Here is a 15,916-nt window from a genome sequence, read left to right as displayed (position 1 = left end):
GGCGAACGAGGTCGGGATATCCGTGTTTAAAGCACGGTCGAACAACAAATTCAAATCAATGAACATGACAAGATCGTCCCGGCTCATCGCAAGCGGTATCGCTGTCGTGCTGATCGCCGGCGCGGCGATGGCTTTTGCGATCGTTTGGCGGCCAGTCATTCCGGCGATCGATCCCCCGGCGCCACACGCGTTCGATCCCGCCCTGATCAAGCGCGGCCGCGATCTTGCGGCGATCGGCAATTGCAACGAGTGCCACACCGTGCGCGGAGGCAAGAACTTTGCCGGTGGCCTGCCGGTACCGACGCCGTTCGGGACGATCTACTCCTCCAACATCACACCGGATGCCGAGACCGGGATTGGCCAATGGTCGGAAGCAGCGTTCCGCCGCGCGATGCGCGACGGGGTCAACCGCAAGGGCGAGCACCTCTATCCGACCTTTCCCTACGATCATTTCACCCATGTTTCCGATGAGGACGACCGGGCACTCTATGCCTTTCTGATGACGCGACAACCGGTCCATGCACCCTCGCGCGAAAACCAGATTTCGTTTCCGCTTAATCAGCGGCCGGTCATCGCCGGTTGGAAACTGTTGTTCCTTCGCCGCGATAGCTATCAGCCTGACGCGACAAAAAGTGCCGAATGGAATCGCGGTGCCTATCTGGTCGAAGGGTTGGCGCATTGCGGCGCCTGCCACACGCCACGCAATGTGCTGGGTGCTGAACGCAAGAGCGCCCAGTTTGCCGGCGGCGACGTCGACAATTGGCTCGCCTATGCCCTGAACGACCGCTCGCATGCGCCGGTGCCATGGGATGCCGACGCCCTCTACATGTACTTGCGCAGCGGCTGGCATCCCGCTCACGGCACGGCGCGTGGGCCGATGGCACAAGTGGTCAGCAATCTTTCGTCGGTGTCGGATAGCGATGTCCGCGCCATCGCAGTCTATATGGCCGACATATCAGGCGCACCGACGCCAGAGCGCAAACAGGAGGGCGAGGCCGCGCTCGCGCAAGCCAGATCACCGTCTCAGGCCTCGCAGACCGACACGGTTGGCGCGACGATCTATGTCGGCGCCTGTGCATCCTGCCATGAGACGAGCCGGCCGCTACCTTATGGCGGCGTCAATCTTGCGCTCAGCACGGCAGTCTCTAGCCCCGATCCGCGTAATCTCGCCAACGTCGTGCTGTCGGGTGTCTCGGCCGTCGAAGGCGAACGCAGCCCGATCATGCCGGGCTTCGCCGATAGTATGGACGACGCACAGATGGCAGCCCTGCTGAATTATCTGCGCGCTCGCTTCAGCAAGCAGCCGGCGTGGATCGGCGTTGAAAAAACCGTCGCGGAAGCGCGCCGCGCCGTGACGATCTACCACGAGACATCGGCTGGGCCGCGTAATGCTCCGGCCGATCCGACGCAGCGAGACAAGCCATGATGACATTGAAGGTCAATGGTCGGGAACATCAGGTCGGCGCCGATCCGGATACGCCGCTGCTTTATGTGCTGCGCGATGACCTCAAGCTCAACGCCGCTAAATTCGGCTGCGGGCTTGGCCAATGCGGCTCATGTGCCGTGATCGTCGACGGCAAGGCCGTTCTCTCCTGCATAACGCCGATGGTCTTGCTGGAAGGCAAGCAGGTGACGACGCTCGAAGGCCTTGGCTCGGTGTCCGAGCCGGCGCCGATCCAGCGTGCCTTCATCGAAGAGCAGGCGGCACAATGCGGCTACTGCATTCCCGGCATGATGATGCGAGCGCAGGCACTGTTGCTGAAGAATTCCAAGCCGACCGATGCAGAAATTCGCGCTGCGCTCGAGCAGCATCTATGCCGTTGCGGTACGCATATGCGCATCCTGCGCGCGGTACGCCGTGCGGCGCGACTGATGGAGACAACCGATGCGTCTTCGACAGCCAACAGGAGCGCGCAATGAACGCCCCGCTCATTCTCAATCGTCGCCGCGTGCTTGCGGGCGGCGGTGCGCTGATCGTCAGCTTCTCGCTCACGAACGCTTTCGCGCAAGACCAGGCTCCGGCGGCGACTCCACCACTGAGGCGTCCCGGCAGTCTCGCGACCACGCCATATTTGGATTCCTGGATCCGCATCGATGCCGATGGCAGCATTACGGTCTTCACCGGCAAGGCCGAACTCGGCCAGGGATTTAGGACCGCGTTCCAGCAGATCACTGCGGAAGAACTCGATCTGCCCTTCGAATCCCTAGAGGTCATTACCGCCGACACGAAACTTACAGCGAACGAGGGCTACACGGCGGGAAGCCGCTCGATGCAGGATAGCGGTGCCGCGATCCAGAACGCGGCGGCGCAGGTGCGTGAATTGCTGGTCGCGGAGGCCGCGAAGCGCCTTGATCTGCCGGCGGAAAATCTCCGAACCGAAAATGGCGCGGTGATCTCGCCGGATGGCCGGCGGCTGTCTTATGGCGAATTGGTCGCCGCCGATATGTTGCATGTGCAGGCGCAGCCGAAATCACGGCTCAAGGACCCCGCCACGCTCAAGGTGATGGGCCAGTCGGTACCACGCGTCGATATCCCGGCAAAAGTCACGGGAGGCGCGGCCTATGTGCAGGACATGCGGCTGCCAGGCATGGTGCATGCCCGTGTCGTGCGGCCACCGAGTTATGGCGCGCAACTGACGGAGTGCGATAGTTCGGCAGTCGAAAAATTGCCCGGCGTTGTGAAAGTCGTACGCGATGGCAATTTCCTGGCTGTGGTCGCCGAGAAGGAGTTTCAGGCGATCAAGGCGATGAACGCGCTGTCACTAGCGGCGAAGTGGAAAGAGAGTGCGAGCCTGCCGAAGCAGGACGATCTCCTGAACGTGCTGACGCATTTGCCGTCGCAGGATTTCACAATCCTCGAGCGCGGCGATCCGTCCGTGCTCAGTAGTAAGTCCATCGAAGCGATCTATACGCGGCCTTATCAGTTACATGGCTCGATCGGGCCGTCCTGCGCGGTAGCGCAATTCGCCGACGAAACCATGACAGTGTGGACGCATACACAAGGCGTCTATCCTGATCGTCAGGCTATCGCTGAAATGTTGCGGATGCCACCGGCTAACGTCCGCCTGATCCATGTCGAAGGCTCCGGCTGCTACGGCCACAATGGCGCCGACGATGCCGCGGCAGATGCGGCGCTGATCGCACGCGCGTTGCCCGGTCGTGCCGTCCGTGTGCAATGGATGCGCGAGCAGGAGCACGCCTGGGAACCGTTCGGCCCGGCGATGGTGACGAAACTGAACGCATCACTCGACAGCAACGGCAAGATCGCCGCCTGGCATTTCGAGGTGTTCAGCAACACACATTCGATGCGGCCGGGCGGCGCCGGAGCGCTATTGGCAGCCCAGCACATGACGCAATCCTTTGCCGTGCCGGAGCCAAAGCCGCTCCCGCTGCCGGAAGGCGGCGGCGACCGCAATGCGATTCCGATCCACACTTTGCCCAGCGCGCGCGTGGTCCACCACTTCATCCCGGCAATGCCGCTCAGGATTTCCGCGTTGCGCGCGCTCGGAGCATATCACAACGTGTTCTCGATCGAGAGCTTCATGGACGAACTCGCGGGCCTTGCCGGTGCGGACCCCGTCGAATTCAGATTGAAGCATCTCGATGATGTCCGGGGCCGAGAGGTGATCGAAAAGGCCGCGCAAGGCTTTGGATGGAAGCGCAACGTGAGACCGGCGGATCGCGGCCACGGCTTTGCTTTCGCCCGCTACAAGAATCTCGCGGCCTATTGTGCCGTCGCTTCGGAGCTGGAGGTAAACCGCGAGACTGGCCGGCCGCGCCTGGTGCGCGCAGTAGCCGCCGTCGATGCCGGCCAGGTGGTCAATCCGGACGGGCTGATCAACCAGATCGAAGGCGCGATTTTGCAATCGATGAGTTGGACGCTGTATGAAAGTGTGACCTTCGACGATACCAGGATAACCAGCGTCGACTGGCAGACCTATCCGATCCTGCGTTTCGATGCTGTGCCCGAAAGCGTCGAAGTTCACATCATTAACCGACCTGGCCAGCCGTTCCTCGGCAGCGGCGAAACCGCGCAGGGGCCGGCGGCGGCCTCGATTGCAAACGCCATTGCCAATGCCACGGGAAAGCGGCTGCGCGACCTGCCGTTGACGCGCAAGCGCATCAAGCAGGCGATCGATGCGTGAAGGCGCCTACTGATAGCTCGCCACGATATCCGATACCGCGCGTTCGAGCTGCTTCGCCGTCGCGCATTGGCGGACCACGCTGCAGAACGTCGAATAGCGCGGCATCTCCGAATCCCCCCAGCCCCAGGCCATTCGTCCCTCGGGATTGAGCCAGACCAGCCGCTTCGACCGCTCGGCAATTCGACGGAGGATGTCGGCGCGAGGATCGAGGTTATTGCTGCGGGCGTCGCCGAGCACAATGACTGTGGTCTGCGGCGTGATCGTGCTCATCCATTCGTCCTCAAAATCGGCCAGCGAGCTGCCGTAATCGGACGAGCCGAAGCCGACCTTGGACATGATTTCGGCCATCGCCTCCTCCGGCGATTTGGATTCCAGGATGCCGCTGACTTCGATCAGGTGACCGGAAAATGCAAACGAGCGAACATCGTCCACGACCTCATGCAGGCTGTGGATCAACAGCAGGAAGAAATCGGAGACGCGCGCCACCGAGCCCGAGACGTCGCAGAGCGCCACGATCTTCGGCTTGTCGCGGTGCCGCCGCTTCCACGCGGTGAGGAACGGCACGCCACCCCAGGCGGCGTTGCGCCGGAGCGTACGGCGTACGTCGAGATGCCCGCGGCGCTGGCGCTTGCGCGGCTTCGAGTAGCGCTCGCGCAAACGGCGCGCGATCTGGCGAATCAGATGCCGCATCTGCTCGACCTGCCGCGGCTCGATCCGCGACAGCGGGGCATTGCGCAGGATTTCGTTGCGCAGGTTCTCCGCCTCTTCGCGCCCGTACAGCATCAGCGCCTGCGAGACAGTGTCGCGAACCGTGCCGCGCAGTCCGTCCAGCGCGTTGGTCAGCCGCTCTGCCAGTGCGGGATTGGTGGCGGTGAGATTGTCGAGATCGTCGCGCAGACGCTGAATTCCCATCTGGTCGAGAATGCGGCCGGAGAAGATACCGCGCTGCGTGAAGTAGCGTATATCGGACAGCGAGGCCGCATTCGCTGCGCTGGCGATGGCTGCCGAAATTGCGTTGCGGTCTTGCGCCAAGAGCATCTGCGCGAGCGCGCCGAGCCCCTCAGCCTGCCCGCCGCCACCCGGAGAATCGGAAGCCGTATTGGAGCCTGACGGATCCTGCTCGTCCGCCTTGCCGGCTTCGGGCGGCTGTTCCGGTTCCGGCTGATCGAAGAACAGATCGAAGCAGTCGCCGAGCGCCTTCTTCTCATCCTGAGTCTTGGCGAGCGTCAGCAGAAAGGTGTCACGCAGGATCGCGCGGTCGGTAAAGCCGACCTTGGATACCGCTCGCATCGCATCGATGCTTTCGGCCGGCGAGAGCCGCACGCCTGCGCCCCGCGCCGCACGAAAGAAGCGATGCAGGTTCTCTCTCATGCGCGGTCACCCGAAGACGCCTTGACGCGAGGCCTTGGCGATGAAGGTGGAGACCTGCGGCATGGTGGCCTCGATATCCGCCTCATATTTCAGGAGAACGTTCAGCGTGTCCTTGACCACCTCATGGCCGAGCTCGGGCGCCTGCAGCAGCACCAGCACGCGCGCCCAGTCGATGGTCTCGCTGACCGAAGGCAGCTTCTTCAAGTCCAGCGTGCGGACTTCGTTGATGAATCCCACCATCTGCCGGCGCAGCGTCTGCGAAATGCTGGGCACGCGGCTTTCGACAATGCGCTCCTCCAGTTTCTGCTCGGGGAAGCCGATATGCAGATGCAGGCAGCGGCGCTTCAGCGCATCGCCGAGATCGCGTTCGCTGTTCGAGGTCAGGATCACGGTCGGCGGCGAAACCGCGACCACGGTTCCGAGCTCCGGAATCGTCACCTGGAAATCACTGAGAATTTCCAGCAGCAAGGATTCGAACTCCGCGTCCGATTTGTCGATTTCGTCGACCAGCAGCACGCAGCCGGTCGGCTGCTCCAACGCTTGCAACAGCGGCCGCGGCTCGACGAATTCCTTGGAGAAGAACACATCACCGAAATCGTGCAGCTGGTTCAACGCCGCTTCCAGCGTCGGCGCGCCGCCGAGCACCTCGCCGAGCTTGTCCTTCAGGATCTGCGTATACAGAAGCTGCTTGGCATATTTCCACTCATAGAGTGCCTTGGCCTCATCGAGACCCTCATAGCATTGCAGGCGGATCATCTTCATGCCGCGCCAGGCGGCGATCGCTTTCGCCAGCTCGGTCTTGCCGACGCCGGCCGGGCCCTCGACCAGAATGGGTTTTTCGATCTGCTGCGACAGATAGACCGCCGTCGCGATCTGGCGGCTCGCAATATAGCCTTGCGCCGCAAGGCCGCTTTCCACTGCCTCGATCGAGGCTAACGGCCGATTTTCAGCCACGGGGTTTCAACTCCGAATTCGATAGATTTCGGAATGTTCTGCCTGCGTTCCCGGCAAAGAACAAGCGCCGTTTGGAGATAAGGAGGGCGCAGGTTCCGGTATTTTCCGCCTAGCGCAATGTCAGCCCGGTTGCCGCCTCGAGCTCCGTGATCGCCTGTGCGGCACTGATTACCTTGATCGTAGTCATGCCCATCTCACGCGCCGGCTTTAAGTTGATGCCGAGGTCGTCGAGATAGACGCAGTTCTTGGGATCGACCTTCAGCGTCTCGACCATCATCCGGTAGATGCGCGGGTCAGGTTTGCGCAAGCCGATCTTTGCTGACTCGATGACATGGTCGAACAGCGCCATCACCTCGGCGACGTAGAGCGTGCGTCCACTTTTGCTGCCGATGGCGTTGGCCGGAAGGTTATTGGTGATACAGCCGGTCTTGAACTTCGCCTTCACCCGCTTGAGCGCCTCGACCATTTCGGGCCGCAGATCGCCGGACAATAGTGGCAGCACGTCCTTGCCGCGAACGGCTGCGCCCAGCGCCAGCGACTCGGCCGCAAACAATTCGTCGAACGCCTCGATGTCGACTTCCGCGCGCTCGAACTTGGCCCAGGCGTTTTCCAGGTGATTGGCGGCGTTGGTGCGCCGGATGATGTCGGCCGGCAGCCCGCGCTCGGTCTCGAACCGCGTAAAGGCCTCGAACGGTGAGGTGGTCAGCACCCCGCCGAAATCCCAGATCACCGCCTCGATCATGTTTCCTGCCTGCTCGACACGCGTTTCACGAGCGGCTAACACGGAATGCCCTGCAGAACCAGCCCGATCCGGCGCTTGGCGATATGCGCGCCGCGGGCTATGGCTGCGCCGATGAAGATCCTGCCTCGCATCACCGCCGGCCTCGTGCTGCTACTGTCCGTTCCCGCTCACGCCATTGTCGGCGGCGGCGCGCCGTCGACGGAAGGCGTGGCCCGCTCGATCGTCACCATCGTCGGCTCGCGCGGCAATTTCTGCACCGGGGCGCTGATTGCGCCAAGACTGGTGCTAACCGCGGCGCATTGCGTGCAACCGGGTGCGGACTACAAGATCGTCGAATACGGTGCGGACCGGCAGCCGACGCTACAGGATATCAAGGCCGTCGCCATTCATCCCGGCTTCAACATGCAGGCGATGTCGGGGCATCGCGCGACCGCGGATGTCGCTTTGCTGCAACTGGCAGTATCGCCCAAGGGAAAGACAGCGGCCGCACTCGGATTGCCCAACATACCCATCAATGTCGGCAGCCGCTTCACCATCGCGGGCATCGGCGTGACCGTGCGTGGCGACGGCAAAAGCGGCGGCACCATCCGTGTTGCGGGCCTCGTCGCAACCGGCAAGCCGGGGACGCTGCAGATTCGCCTGGTTGATCCTGTAGGGCAGGGTATGCGCGAGGGCCTCGGCGCCTGCACCGGCGATTCCGGCGCGCCTGTGTTTGAAGACAAGCAAGGTGGTCCCGTGATCGTCGGCGTGGTGAGCTGGTCGACCGGGCCGAATGGAAGCGCAGGCTGCGGCGGGATGACAGGTGTTACGCCGCTAACGCTTTACCGCGACTGGATTCTGCAGACCGCGCAGAAGTGGGGCGCGGGGTTGTAGTACTCAGCCCGTCATTGCCGGGCTTGACCCGGCAATCCATCTCCTCAAAAGGTTCATTCTCGATGGATGCGCGGGTCCCGGCTGCGCCAAGGCTTCGCCGTGGCTTTCTCGCTCTTGGCGCGCCGAAGCTTTAGCGGAGGCGGCAAGCCCGCGCAGGACGAGTGTGCCTAATGCCGCGCCGCCTTGTTCGCCGCAGCATTGTTCAGCACGATCAGGCCGTCGACGGCGACACCGAGCTTGCTGTTGATCAGGAACGGGTTGACGTCGATCGAGGCGATCCGGCCATCGGCATCGGCCATCAGATTGGACAGGCCGACCAGCGCCTTCACGGCGGAAGCTTCGTGCAGTGCCGGCTTGCCGCGATAGCCTTTTATCTTCACGCCTGCCTTGGTCTTGGTGATCAATTGCTTCGCCTCGGCTTCATCCAGCGGCGCACCGGCGAGCGCGACGTCTTTCATCAGCTCGATGTCGACGCCGCCGGTGCCAAACAGCACCACCGGCCCCATCTCGGCATCGAGCGAGGCGCCGACCACGAGTTCGAAGTCGGCCTTGACCTGCTGCGCGATCAAAATGCCCTCTAACCTGGGCTTGCTCTTGATCTTTCTCACCCGCGCCGTGATGTCGTTGAATGCCTTCTTCACTTCGGCTGCGTTGTTGAGGTTCAGCACCACGCCGCCGATATCTGACTTGTGCAGGATTTCGGCGCTGACGACTTTTGCCACGACGGGAAAGCCGATCTTCTTGGCAATCTTCACAGCTTCCGCTGCGGTCTGTGCGATCTCTTCCTTCGAGACCGGAATGCCATATGCCTTGAGCAGCTTCTTCGAGGCGACCTCATCGAGCGCAGCGGCGCCGTTGGCGGCCTTCAGCGTCTTCTCCAGCACTGCGCGCGCCGAGGCCTTCGCGCTCGACACGATGTCGGGCACCTCCTTGCGCAAGGATGCATATTCGATCAGCGATTTGATCGCGCCGACCGCGCGATCGAGCCCCTGCATGACTGCCACATTCGGCAGTGATTTGCGCAGGGCCTTGGTGAATTCGGTGAACCCGATCGACATAGCGCTGATATAGACCACGGGCTTATTGGCAGCGCCCGCCATCTCGTTGACGATGCGCAAATTGCGCTCGCGCAGTTCGTGCGGCGCCTTCGGCAGCTCGGAGTCGATGATGACGATATCGGTGTCGGGATCGTCGATCATGATCTTGATCGACTTCATGTAGACGGAAGGATCGACCACGGCCGCAAAGCCCGCGTCGAGCGGATTGCCGACGATGCTGCCGGGCCCGAGCATCTGCGCCAGTTGCTCAGTCGCATTCGGGCTGAGTGGCGCGAAGTTGAGGCCAGCCGAATAGAATGCGTCGATCAAGAGGCCACGCTTGCCGCCGGACAGCGACACCGCGGCGAGACGGTTGCCCTTCGGCGGATCGGCATGAACGAAGCACTCGGTGGTCTCGATCAGCTCGTCCAGCCCGCGAACGCGGATCACGCCTTCGCGCGTCGAGATCGCATCGAAGGTTTCGATCGAGCCGGCAAGCGCGCCGGTATGCGCCATCGCGGCGGCGCGACCGCCTTCGGAGGCTCCGAGCTTGAGCGCAATCACCGGCTTGCCGGCGGCGCGGGCGGCCTTGCAGGCGTCGCGGAACACTTTCGTGTTCCGAACGCCTTCGAGATAGACCACGATGACGCGGATCGACGGATCGGCGGCGAAGTAGCTCATCAGGTCCGGCGTCTCGAGACCGGTCTCGTTGCCTGTAGTCACCATGTAGCCGACGCCGACGCCGCGGTCTTCCAGCGCCTGGCGGATCGCCATCACGATCGCGCCGGATTGCCCGGCAATCGCCACGGGACCCGCTTCCATGGTGACGATGCGGTCGTCGATATTGGTGAATAGCTTTTCGCCGGCGCTCAGGTTTCCGAGGCAGTTCGGGCCGGTAACGGCGAGGCCGGTTTCCTTCACCGCCTGCTTCAGCTCCACTGCCAGCCGCTGGCTTTCCTCGTCCTGCAATTCGCTGAAGCCTGAGGTGACGATGGTGGCGGAGCGCGCGCCGGCGGCGGCGGCGTCGCGGATCACCTGCACGGCAAAACGCGCCGGCACCAGCACCAGCACGTGATCGGGCTTTTCGGGAAGGCTGGCAAAATCCTTGTAGCAGGGAACGCCCCAGATCGTCTCGCGCTTGGCGTTGACCGGGTAAAGCCCGCCTTCATACTTGTACTTGATCAGGTTGTTCCAGATGCGCTCGGCGTAGTTGCCTGGCTTGTCGGTGGCGCCGACCAGCACGATATTGCACGGGTGCAGCATCGCATGGATGCTCTTGACGATGTCGCTGGCGTCAGGCGAAGGCGACCATTTTTCGGCTTGATGCGATGCGGTGCTGGCCTGAGCGTCCATGGATATCCCTAACTCTGTTGTTTGCATGCCTTGGCGATCGAGAAATGATCGTCTCGTCATGTTTCTTTTGATTGCGCTCTTTTTATTGAGACTTGTCGGAGGTGGCAACACGCGTTGCACGATGAGCCCTATTCGCGCTGCGCAAGATTTCCCGGCTGGCGGAGAATTCAGTCTGAGACGTGCCGCGATCTGATCATGCTTGCATGCACGAGATAGCGCTCCGGCCCCGGCGTCAGCGTGTCGAACGGCCAACAGGTCGACAGCACGAGCCGATATCCATCGTCGAGCGGATCGATGCCGGAGGCATCGAAGCGCACGACCGAAGTGCTATCCACCCGGTAACGGAAGTGTTTGCCGTCGCCTCGCGTCACCTCGATTTCGTCGCCGATGAGGACGTTCTTCAGGAAGGCAAAATGCGTATCGCGGTGCGCCGAGTAAACAGCGATGCCGCGTTCGCCGGCGTGAGGCGTCCGCTCGACATGGCCGGGGCCGAAGGCGAGCGCCTGGCCGCTGCTGCCGGCGAGCACGATCGCGTGGGCACCAAGGCGTTTCACTTCGATGCGCGCGACTGGCCATGTGTCGGCCCACGACCACGGCTTGGTCTCGCGTCCGGTCGCGATGGTCTGTTCAAAGGCCCGCTCCAGCAGGACCTGCGCGAGCAGTGCTTTGGCGTGGATGTAGGCACCCTGGCCGAACAGGCTCAGGCCGATCAGTGCGAAGAGGAGAGGGAGGATGAAGCGCATCGGATGTCTCGTCATTGCGATGAGCGAAAGCGACGAAGCAATCCACACTGTCGGAGCCGCGAGATGGATTGCTTCGCTTCGCTCGCAATGACGGTGGCGATGGAAAGAGCGGCGCGCGCGGCCTTGGGGGACGGGTGGGAGCCGCGCGCGCTCTGGAAGGAGGAGGTCGGGGAGGTCTCCTCCTTTCAGCCGACGTCAACGCAGCGACATCTGACGTCGATTGAACTGACGCCGATTGAACACGAACAGGATCAGGCTCACCGTGAGCAGGATCACACCCGCAATCATCTTCAGTTCGGCGTCGGTGGCTGTCTTGGGCAACGCGACCGTGGTGGCGGCCTGGGTAGCGACAGGCTGCACCGGCTTGAGCGCTGCGACCTGCACCTGTGCCTCCCCGCTATCCGCGCGCCGTTCCGCTGGCGCCGCCGGAGCGCGCGGGCGGACCCCGCAGTTCGTTCGGCATATAGCCATCCATTCGCTTTCGCTCCCCAGCACTCACCGGCGGTTTCTGCTGGTCGAAGATGGTGTTGACGGTTTTCTCGACCAGTTCGCCTAACGCAAAGGCAAAGCTGTTGCTCTTGAGGCCGAGATATTCGGGAACCGCGACCGTGCGCGCCAGCATGTCCGCCGCTTGCGCTGGGTCGGTGCCGATATGCGAGATCGGAACGTTCTCAACCTTGAGGATCGCTTCGCCGGCTTCGTTCTTTGTCCACCAGTCCTTGTTGTTGAAATCGTAGAAGGCCTCGCTCGTCACCGGCGGGCGATGACATTCCTGACAATGGGTCTTGTAGAGTTCGGCGCCCTTGTCTGCGAGCTTCGGATCGATCGGCGGCAGGATCTCGGCTGGCCATTTCGGAGATTGGAGCCCTGAGAATTTGTCCTTGGCGTTCGGCGGCTTGTCGCCCTTGATCATCTGCTCCATTGCATCGAGCGACTTCAGATCGACGCTGGTTTTATAGATGCCTTTTAAGGGATCGGTCAGGTTGAGCTCCGCCGATACGCCAAGCGCTTCGCCGGCGTTGCGCACCATCGGTTGCATGATCGAGCCGTTATACTGCACCCAATCGAACCAAGGTGTGTTCCATATCCGCGGGAAATGTACCGGCGCCGAGGACCCGGCGTAGTTTTCTGGCTTCTTGAGGTCGATTGAAAAAACCTGATTGCCGATCCGGTTGAGCGCGTCGAGCCGTCCGTAACCTTCCACAATGCTCCAGGGGGCGACGCGCTCTTCCAGGTCCTTGACCTGCTTGTACTGTTTCAGAACCTGGTCAAGCTGGTTCTTCAGCGCCTCGCGCTCCTCGGCGGTGGATTCGGATCCCAGAATGCTCTCGGCAAAGCGGCTGAAGCGGCCGGGCCAATATCGCGTCAGCAGCAGCGAGATGCCCATGCCCTGTTTCATTGCGAAAAGATTGGTGAGCGCCGGCCCGCCATCGACGACGACTGCGGTGCCATTGTAGGTGAAGCTGCCGGTGTGGCAGGCCGCGCAGGTCAGGCCGATGCCGGTCATATCCTGTTTGCTGCGGGGGTTGCGCCACGGCGCTCCCGTCTGATCGAGCATCGGACCGCCCTGCGCGAAGCCGATCGGAAGCGCCTCCTTACCGGGGATGATGGTATCGGCAATGAAGCCGTAGCGATCGAGATAAGCGGTATCGCTGAAGCGGCCTGGCGAGGTGAACAACAGCCACGGTATCGTCGGCTGCTCGAGCGCCATGAACCACTCATAGGGAAAGCCGAAGGTCCGCGTCCCCTGATCGGCGTGATAGAACCAGCTCAGCTTTTCTTTGCTGATACCTTGGTCGAGCCAGACGGTTTTCTTCGGCGTGGGATGCTCGACGATCCTGACGTGAAAATCGTTCCAGAGCTGGGCGATATCGTCTTTGACCGCGTAACCGATGGCGACGATCGCCAGCACGCCCACAATTTTCGCAATTCTCCCGACCCGCATGGCCTGCCCCTTCCCCAAAACCGCGCTGCTCGCGCGCAATATTCGTCTGCTACCAAAAAACGCCGGAAGGCGAATCACCCTCGGCGTGCGGCTGAATATGATGCCACCCTATAGTCGCACCATGGCGCTGTCCATTAATCCACTGTCGGCTGGTTCATCTTGCGCCGGGCTTTCGAGTATAGAGTCTCCATCCCGCAGCAAAGTGTCAGGCAGATCACATGAAAGCAAAAGCAGCGGAACGTCTGCGAATTGAGATCGGCCCCGGTGAGGCGGTATCCGGGCTAGTCGTGCAGCCGCCGCAGGCGCGCGCCTGCTACGTGTTCGCGCACGGGGCCGGCGCCGGCATGACCCATTCGTCGATGGAGGTGATCGCGACCAGCCTCGCCGAGCGCGGCATTGCGTCGCTGCGCTATCAGTTTCCCTATATGGAGAAGGGCAGCAAGCGGCCCGATCCGCCGGCGGTCGCGCACGCCACGGTGCGGGCGGCGGTTAAGGAAGCGGCGCGTTGCTGTCCGGCGCTGCCGCTGGTCGCCGGCGGCAAATCGTTTGGCGGCCGGATGACCTCGCAGGCGCAGGCATCGGCAGCGCTACCGGGCGTTCGCGGCCTCGCGTTCCTGGGCTTTCCCTTGCATCCGGCTGGAAAGCCCTCGAGCGATCGGGCCAAGCATCTCGGCGAGGTCAAGATACCGATGCTGTTCCTGCAGGGGACACGCGACGCGCTGGCGGAATTGAAGCTACTGGAAGCCGTCGTGGAAGGGCTGGGATCGCGGGTAACACTGCATTTGCTCAACGCCGCCGATCATTCCTTCCATGTACTGAAGAGCTCGGGGCGGAATGACCGCGAGGTGATGGACGAGGCGCTGGACGCGTTTGCCGCGTGGGTTGACGGGATCATTGCCTAAACCTCCTTCTGTCGTCCCTTGCGAACGCAGGGACCCATAACCACAGGAGCGCGTGGTTGAAAGAAGCCGTCTCCCCTTGTGCCTATTCCGCAGGCCGCGGCGTATGGGTCCCGGCTCGCGCTCGCTTTGCTCGCTTGGCCGGGACGACGGGAGAGAGAGTTGCACTGTGCTCGATACCCACTACGATACGCCCATGACAAAAATCCTGATCGTCAATCCGAACACAACGGCGTCGATGACCGAAACGATCGGCGCCGCCGCGCGTGCCGTTGCTGCGCCCGGCACCGAAATATCCGCTGTTACCTCATCAATGGGGCCGGTCTCGATCGAAGGCTATTACGACGAGGCGTTCGCCGTGCCCGGCCTGATCCAGGAGCTGATCAATGCGCCAGACGCGGATGCGGCGATCGTCGCCTGTTTCGACGACACCGGGCTCGACGCTGCCCGCACCGCCGCGCCTTTCCCTGTGGTAGGCATCTGCGAGGCGGCGCTGGTAACGGCCGGCCAGATTGCAAAACGCATCGCCGTCGTCACCACGCTGCCGCGCTCGATCGTGCCGCTGCAGGAGCTGGTGCGCCGCTATGGCTTTGCGGAGCGGGTGCAGGTCACGGCCTGCGACGTCGCGGTGCTCGACCTTGAAAAGCCCGGCTCGGGCGCGGAGGCGAAACTGGAAGCCGAAATTGCCCGCGCGCTGGACAAGGGCGCGGAGGCGATCGTGCTCGGCTGTGCGGGCATGGCCGATCTCGCGCAGAAACTGTCGCGAAAATTCGGCGTGCCGGTCGTCGACGGCGTGGCTGCAGCGGTGAAGCAGGCCGAGGCGCTGGCCGGGCTGAAGCTCACGACGTCAAGGCGTGGCTCGTATGCCTCGCCGGGGGTGAAGAATTACACGGGGCTCCTGGAGCAATTCGCGCCGCCTGATCCGTCATTGCGAGCGAAGCGAAGCAATCCATAGCGCCGCAAGCGGAGACATGGATTGCTTCGTCGCTTCGCTCCTCGCAACGACCGTGATTACGCGGGGGCCGGCGCGCCGTAGATCTTGTCGCGCAGCCGGCGCATGCCGGCGAGCCAGCGGTCGCGGTTGGAGGCCTTGCGCAGCATGTATTCGGCGACTTGCGGGTGCGACAGAATGAGGAAGCGTTCCTCCGCCATCGCCTCGATCACCATGCGCGCGACTTCCGGCGGCTGCAGCACGCCGTCGATCCTGGCGGCGCTTGGGCCCGGCGTCGTCATGCCGGTCTGCACGGATTGCGGGCAGAGCACGGAGACGCGAATGCCGCGGTCGCCATATTGAATGGCGAGATGCTCGGCGAGCGCCACCGCCGCATTCTTGGTGACGCCGTAGGGCATCGAGTTCAGCGACGCGAGCAGGCCTGCCGCGGAAGCGGTGTTGAGGAGATAGCCGGAGCCGCGCGCGAGCATGCCTGGCACCAGCGCACGCGCCGCGAACACATGGCTCATGACATGTACCCGCCAGCTCACGTCCCAGTCGGCGTCCGAGGCTGTCTCCTGTCCCTTGCGCGAGAGGCCGGCATTGGAAAAGAACACATCGACCGGACCATATTTGTCCTCGGCCGCGGCGATCAGCGCCTTGATGTCTTCCTCCAGCCCGACATCGGCGGTGATCGGCAGCCCGTCGATATCGCCGGCGACCTTCGCCAGCTTGTCGCGCGATGTTTTCAGGTCCGCGAGCACGACGCCGCGAGCGCCGGCTTCCGCATAAGCGCGCGCCACGGCTTCACCGATACCGCTCGCAGCTCCCGTGACGACACAGACTTTGCCTTTGACGTGCATGCTCGGTTCCCCGCCTGTTTCTTCTTCTTGGGCCTGCACAAGAGTGATACGGCCGCCACT

Annotated in this window: 14 protein-coding genes; 6 read left to right on the top strand and 8 right to left on the bottom strand. The window is 62.7% G+C overall.

Features of this window, described 5'->3' with window-relative positions:
• The first annotated feature begins 58 nt into the window (after positions 1-58).
• The 3 genes from J6524_RS12345 to J6524_RS12335 are packed head-to-tail and all read left to right on the top strand — an operon-like array spanning position 59 to position 4,145.
• On the top strand, positions 59-1,426 hold the full coding sequence (locus J6524_RS12345; RefSeq protein WP_225670803.1) for a cytochrome c: 1,368 nt from the start codon (positions 59-61) through the stop codon (positions 1,424-1,426).
• Entirely contained in the window at positions 1,423-1,920 is a 498-nt protein-coding gene (locus tag J6524_RS12340) for a (2Fe-2S)-binding protein (protein WP_225670801.1), read from the top strand. Before J6524_RS12345 ends, J6524_RS12340 begins: the two co-directional genes overlap by 4 nt.
• Complete coding sequence (locus J6524_RS12335) at positions 1,917-4,145, top strand: xanthine dehydrogenase family protein molybdopterin-binding subunit (RefSeq protein WP_225670799.1); 2,229 nt, start codon at positions 1,917-1,919, stop codon at positions 4,143-4,145. Before J6524_RS12340 ends, J6524_RS12335 begins: the two co-directional genes overlap by 4 nt.
• Before the next feature lie 6 nt (positions 4,146-4,151).
• On the opposite strand, the gene J6524_RS12330 is transcribed toward J6524_RS12335, so the two are convergent.
• The 3 genes from J6524_RS12330 to J6524_RS12320 form a co-directional block, all read right to left on the bottom strand.
• Positions 4,152-5,516: a vWA domain-containing protein gene (locus J6524_RS12330; RefSeq protein ID WP_225670797.1), complete on the bottom strand. Its 1,365-nt coding sequence runs from the start codon at positions 5,514-5,516 to the stop codon at positions 4,152-4,154.
• Positions 5,517-5,522: 6 nt separating this feature from the next.
• Positions 5,523-6,470, bottom strand: a complete 948-nt coding sequence (locus J6524_RS12325; protein WP_225670795.1) for an AAA family ATPase — start codon at positions 6,468-6,470, stop codon at positions 5,523-5,525.
• Between the two features lie 109 nt (positions 6,471-6,579).
• The gene (locus J6524_RS12320; RefSeq protein ID WP_225670925.1) at positions 6,580-7,212 is read right to left on the bottom strand and encodes an HAD-IA family hydrolase; all 633 of its coding nucleotides are present in this window, start codon (positions 7,210-7,212) and stop codon (positions 6,580-6,582) included.
• Positions 7,213-7,323: 111 nt separating this feature from the next.
• Here J6524_RS12320 and J6524_RS12315 point away from each other — a divergent pair, with 111 nt between their 5' ends.
• Positions 7,324-8,085, top strand: a complete 762-nt coding sequence (locus tag J6524_RS12315) for a S1 family peptidase (protein WP_225670794.1) — start codon at positions 7,324-7,326, stop codon at positions 8,083-8,085.
• A 167-nt stretch (positions 8,086-8,252) separates the two neighbouring features.
• On the opposite strand, the gene J6524_RS12310 is transcribed toward J6524_RS12315, so the two are convergent.
• From J6524_RS12310 to J6524_RS12295, 4 genes are all read right to left on the bottom strand, one after another.
• The gene (locus J6524_RS12310; protein ID WP_225670792.1) at positions 8,253-10,475 is read right to left on the bottom strand and encodes an acetate--CoA ligase family protein; all 2,223 of its coding nucleotides are present in this window, start codon (positions 10,473-10,475) and stop codon (positions 8,253-8,255) included.
• 167 nt (positions 10,476-10,642) lie between these two features.
• Positions 10,643-11,218 carry a class GN sortase gene (locus tag J6524_RS12305; protein ID WP_225670790.1) on the bottom strand — a complete coding sequence of 192 codons (576 nt, stop codon included), beginning with the start codon at positions 11,216-11,218 and terminating at the stop codon, positions 10,643-10,645.
• Positions 11,219-11,413: 195 nt separating this feature from the next.
• Entirely contained in the window at positions 11,414-11,602 is a 189-nt protein-coding gene (locus J6524_RS12300) for an LPXTG cell wall anchor domain-containing protein (protein ID WP_225670788.1), read from the bottom strand.
• A 13-nt stretch (positions 11,603-11,615) separates the two neighbouring features.
• On the bottom strand, positions 11,616-13,163 hold the full coding sequence (locus J6524_RS12295; RefSeq protein ID WP_225670786.1) for a di-heme-cytochrome C peroxidase: 1,548 nt from the start codon (positions 13,161-13,163) through the stop codon (positions 11,616-11,618).
• A gap of 218 nt (positions 13,164-13,381) precedes the next feature.
• Between J6524_RS12295 and J6524_RS12290 the strand changes: the two genes are divergently transcribed.
• Together J6524_RS12290 and J6524_RS12285 are read left to right on the top strand one after the other, a co-directional pair.
• Complete coding sequence (locus J6524_RS12290; RefSeq protein ID WP_225670784.1) at positions 13,382-14,065, top strand: alpha/beta hydrolase family protein; 684 nt, start codon at positions 13,382-13,384, stop codon at positions 14,063-14,065.
• 193 nt (positions 14,066-14,258) lie between these two features.
• Positions 14,259-15,017, top strand: a complete 759-nt coding sequence (locus J6524_RS12285; protein WP_225670782.1) for an aspartate/glutamate racemase family protein — start codon at positions 14,259-14,261, stop codon at positions 15,015-15,017.
• A 56-nt stretch (positions 15,018-15,073) separates the two neighbouring features.
• Here the strand turns inward: J6524_RS12285 and J6524_RS12280 are convergent, their stop codons facing one another.
• Positions 15,074-15,856, bottom strand: a complete 783-nt coding sequence (locus J6524_RS12280; protein WP_225670779.1) for an SDR family oxidoreductase — start codon at positions 15,854-15,856, stop codon at positions 15,074-15,076.
• Between the last annotated feature and the right edge of the window lie 60 nt (positions 15,857-15,916).

This window comes from Bradyrhizobium hereditatis, assembly GCF_020329435.1.
In the GTDB taxonomy this organism is placed as follows: domain Bacteria; phylum Pseudomonadota; class Alphaproteobacteria; order Rhizobiales; family Xanthobacteraceae; genus Bradyrhizobium; species Bradyrhizobium hereditatis.
This window is presented reverse-complemented; position numbering and strand designations above follow the sequence as displayed.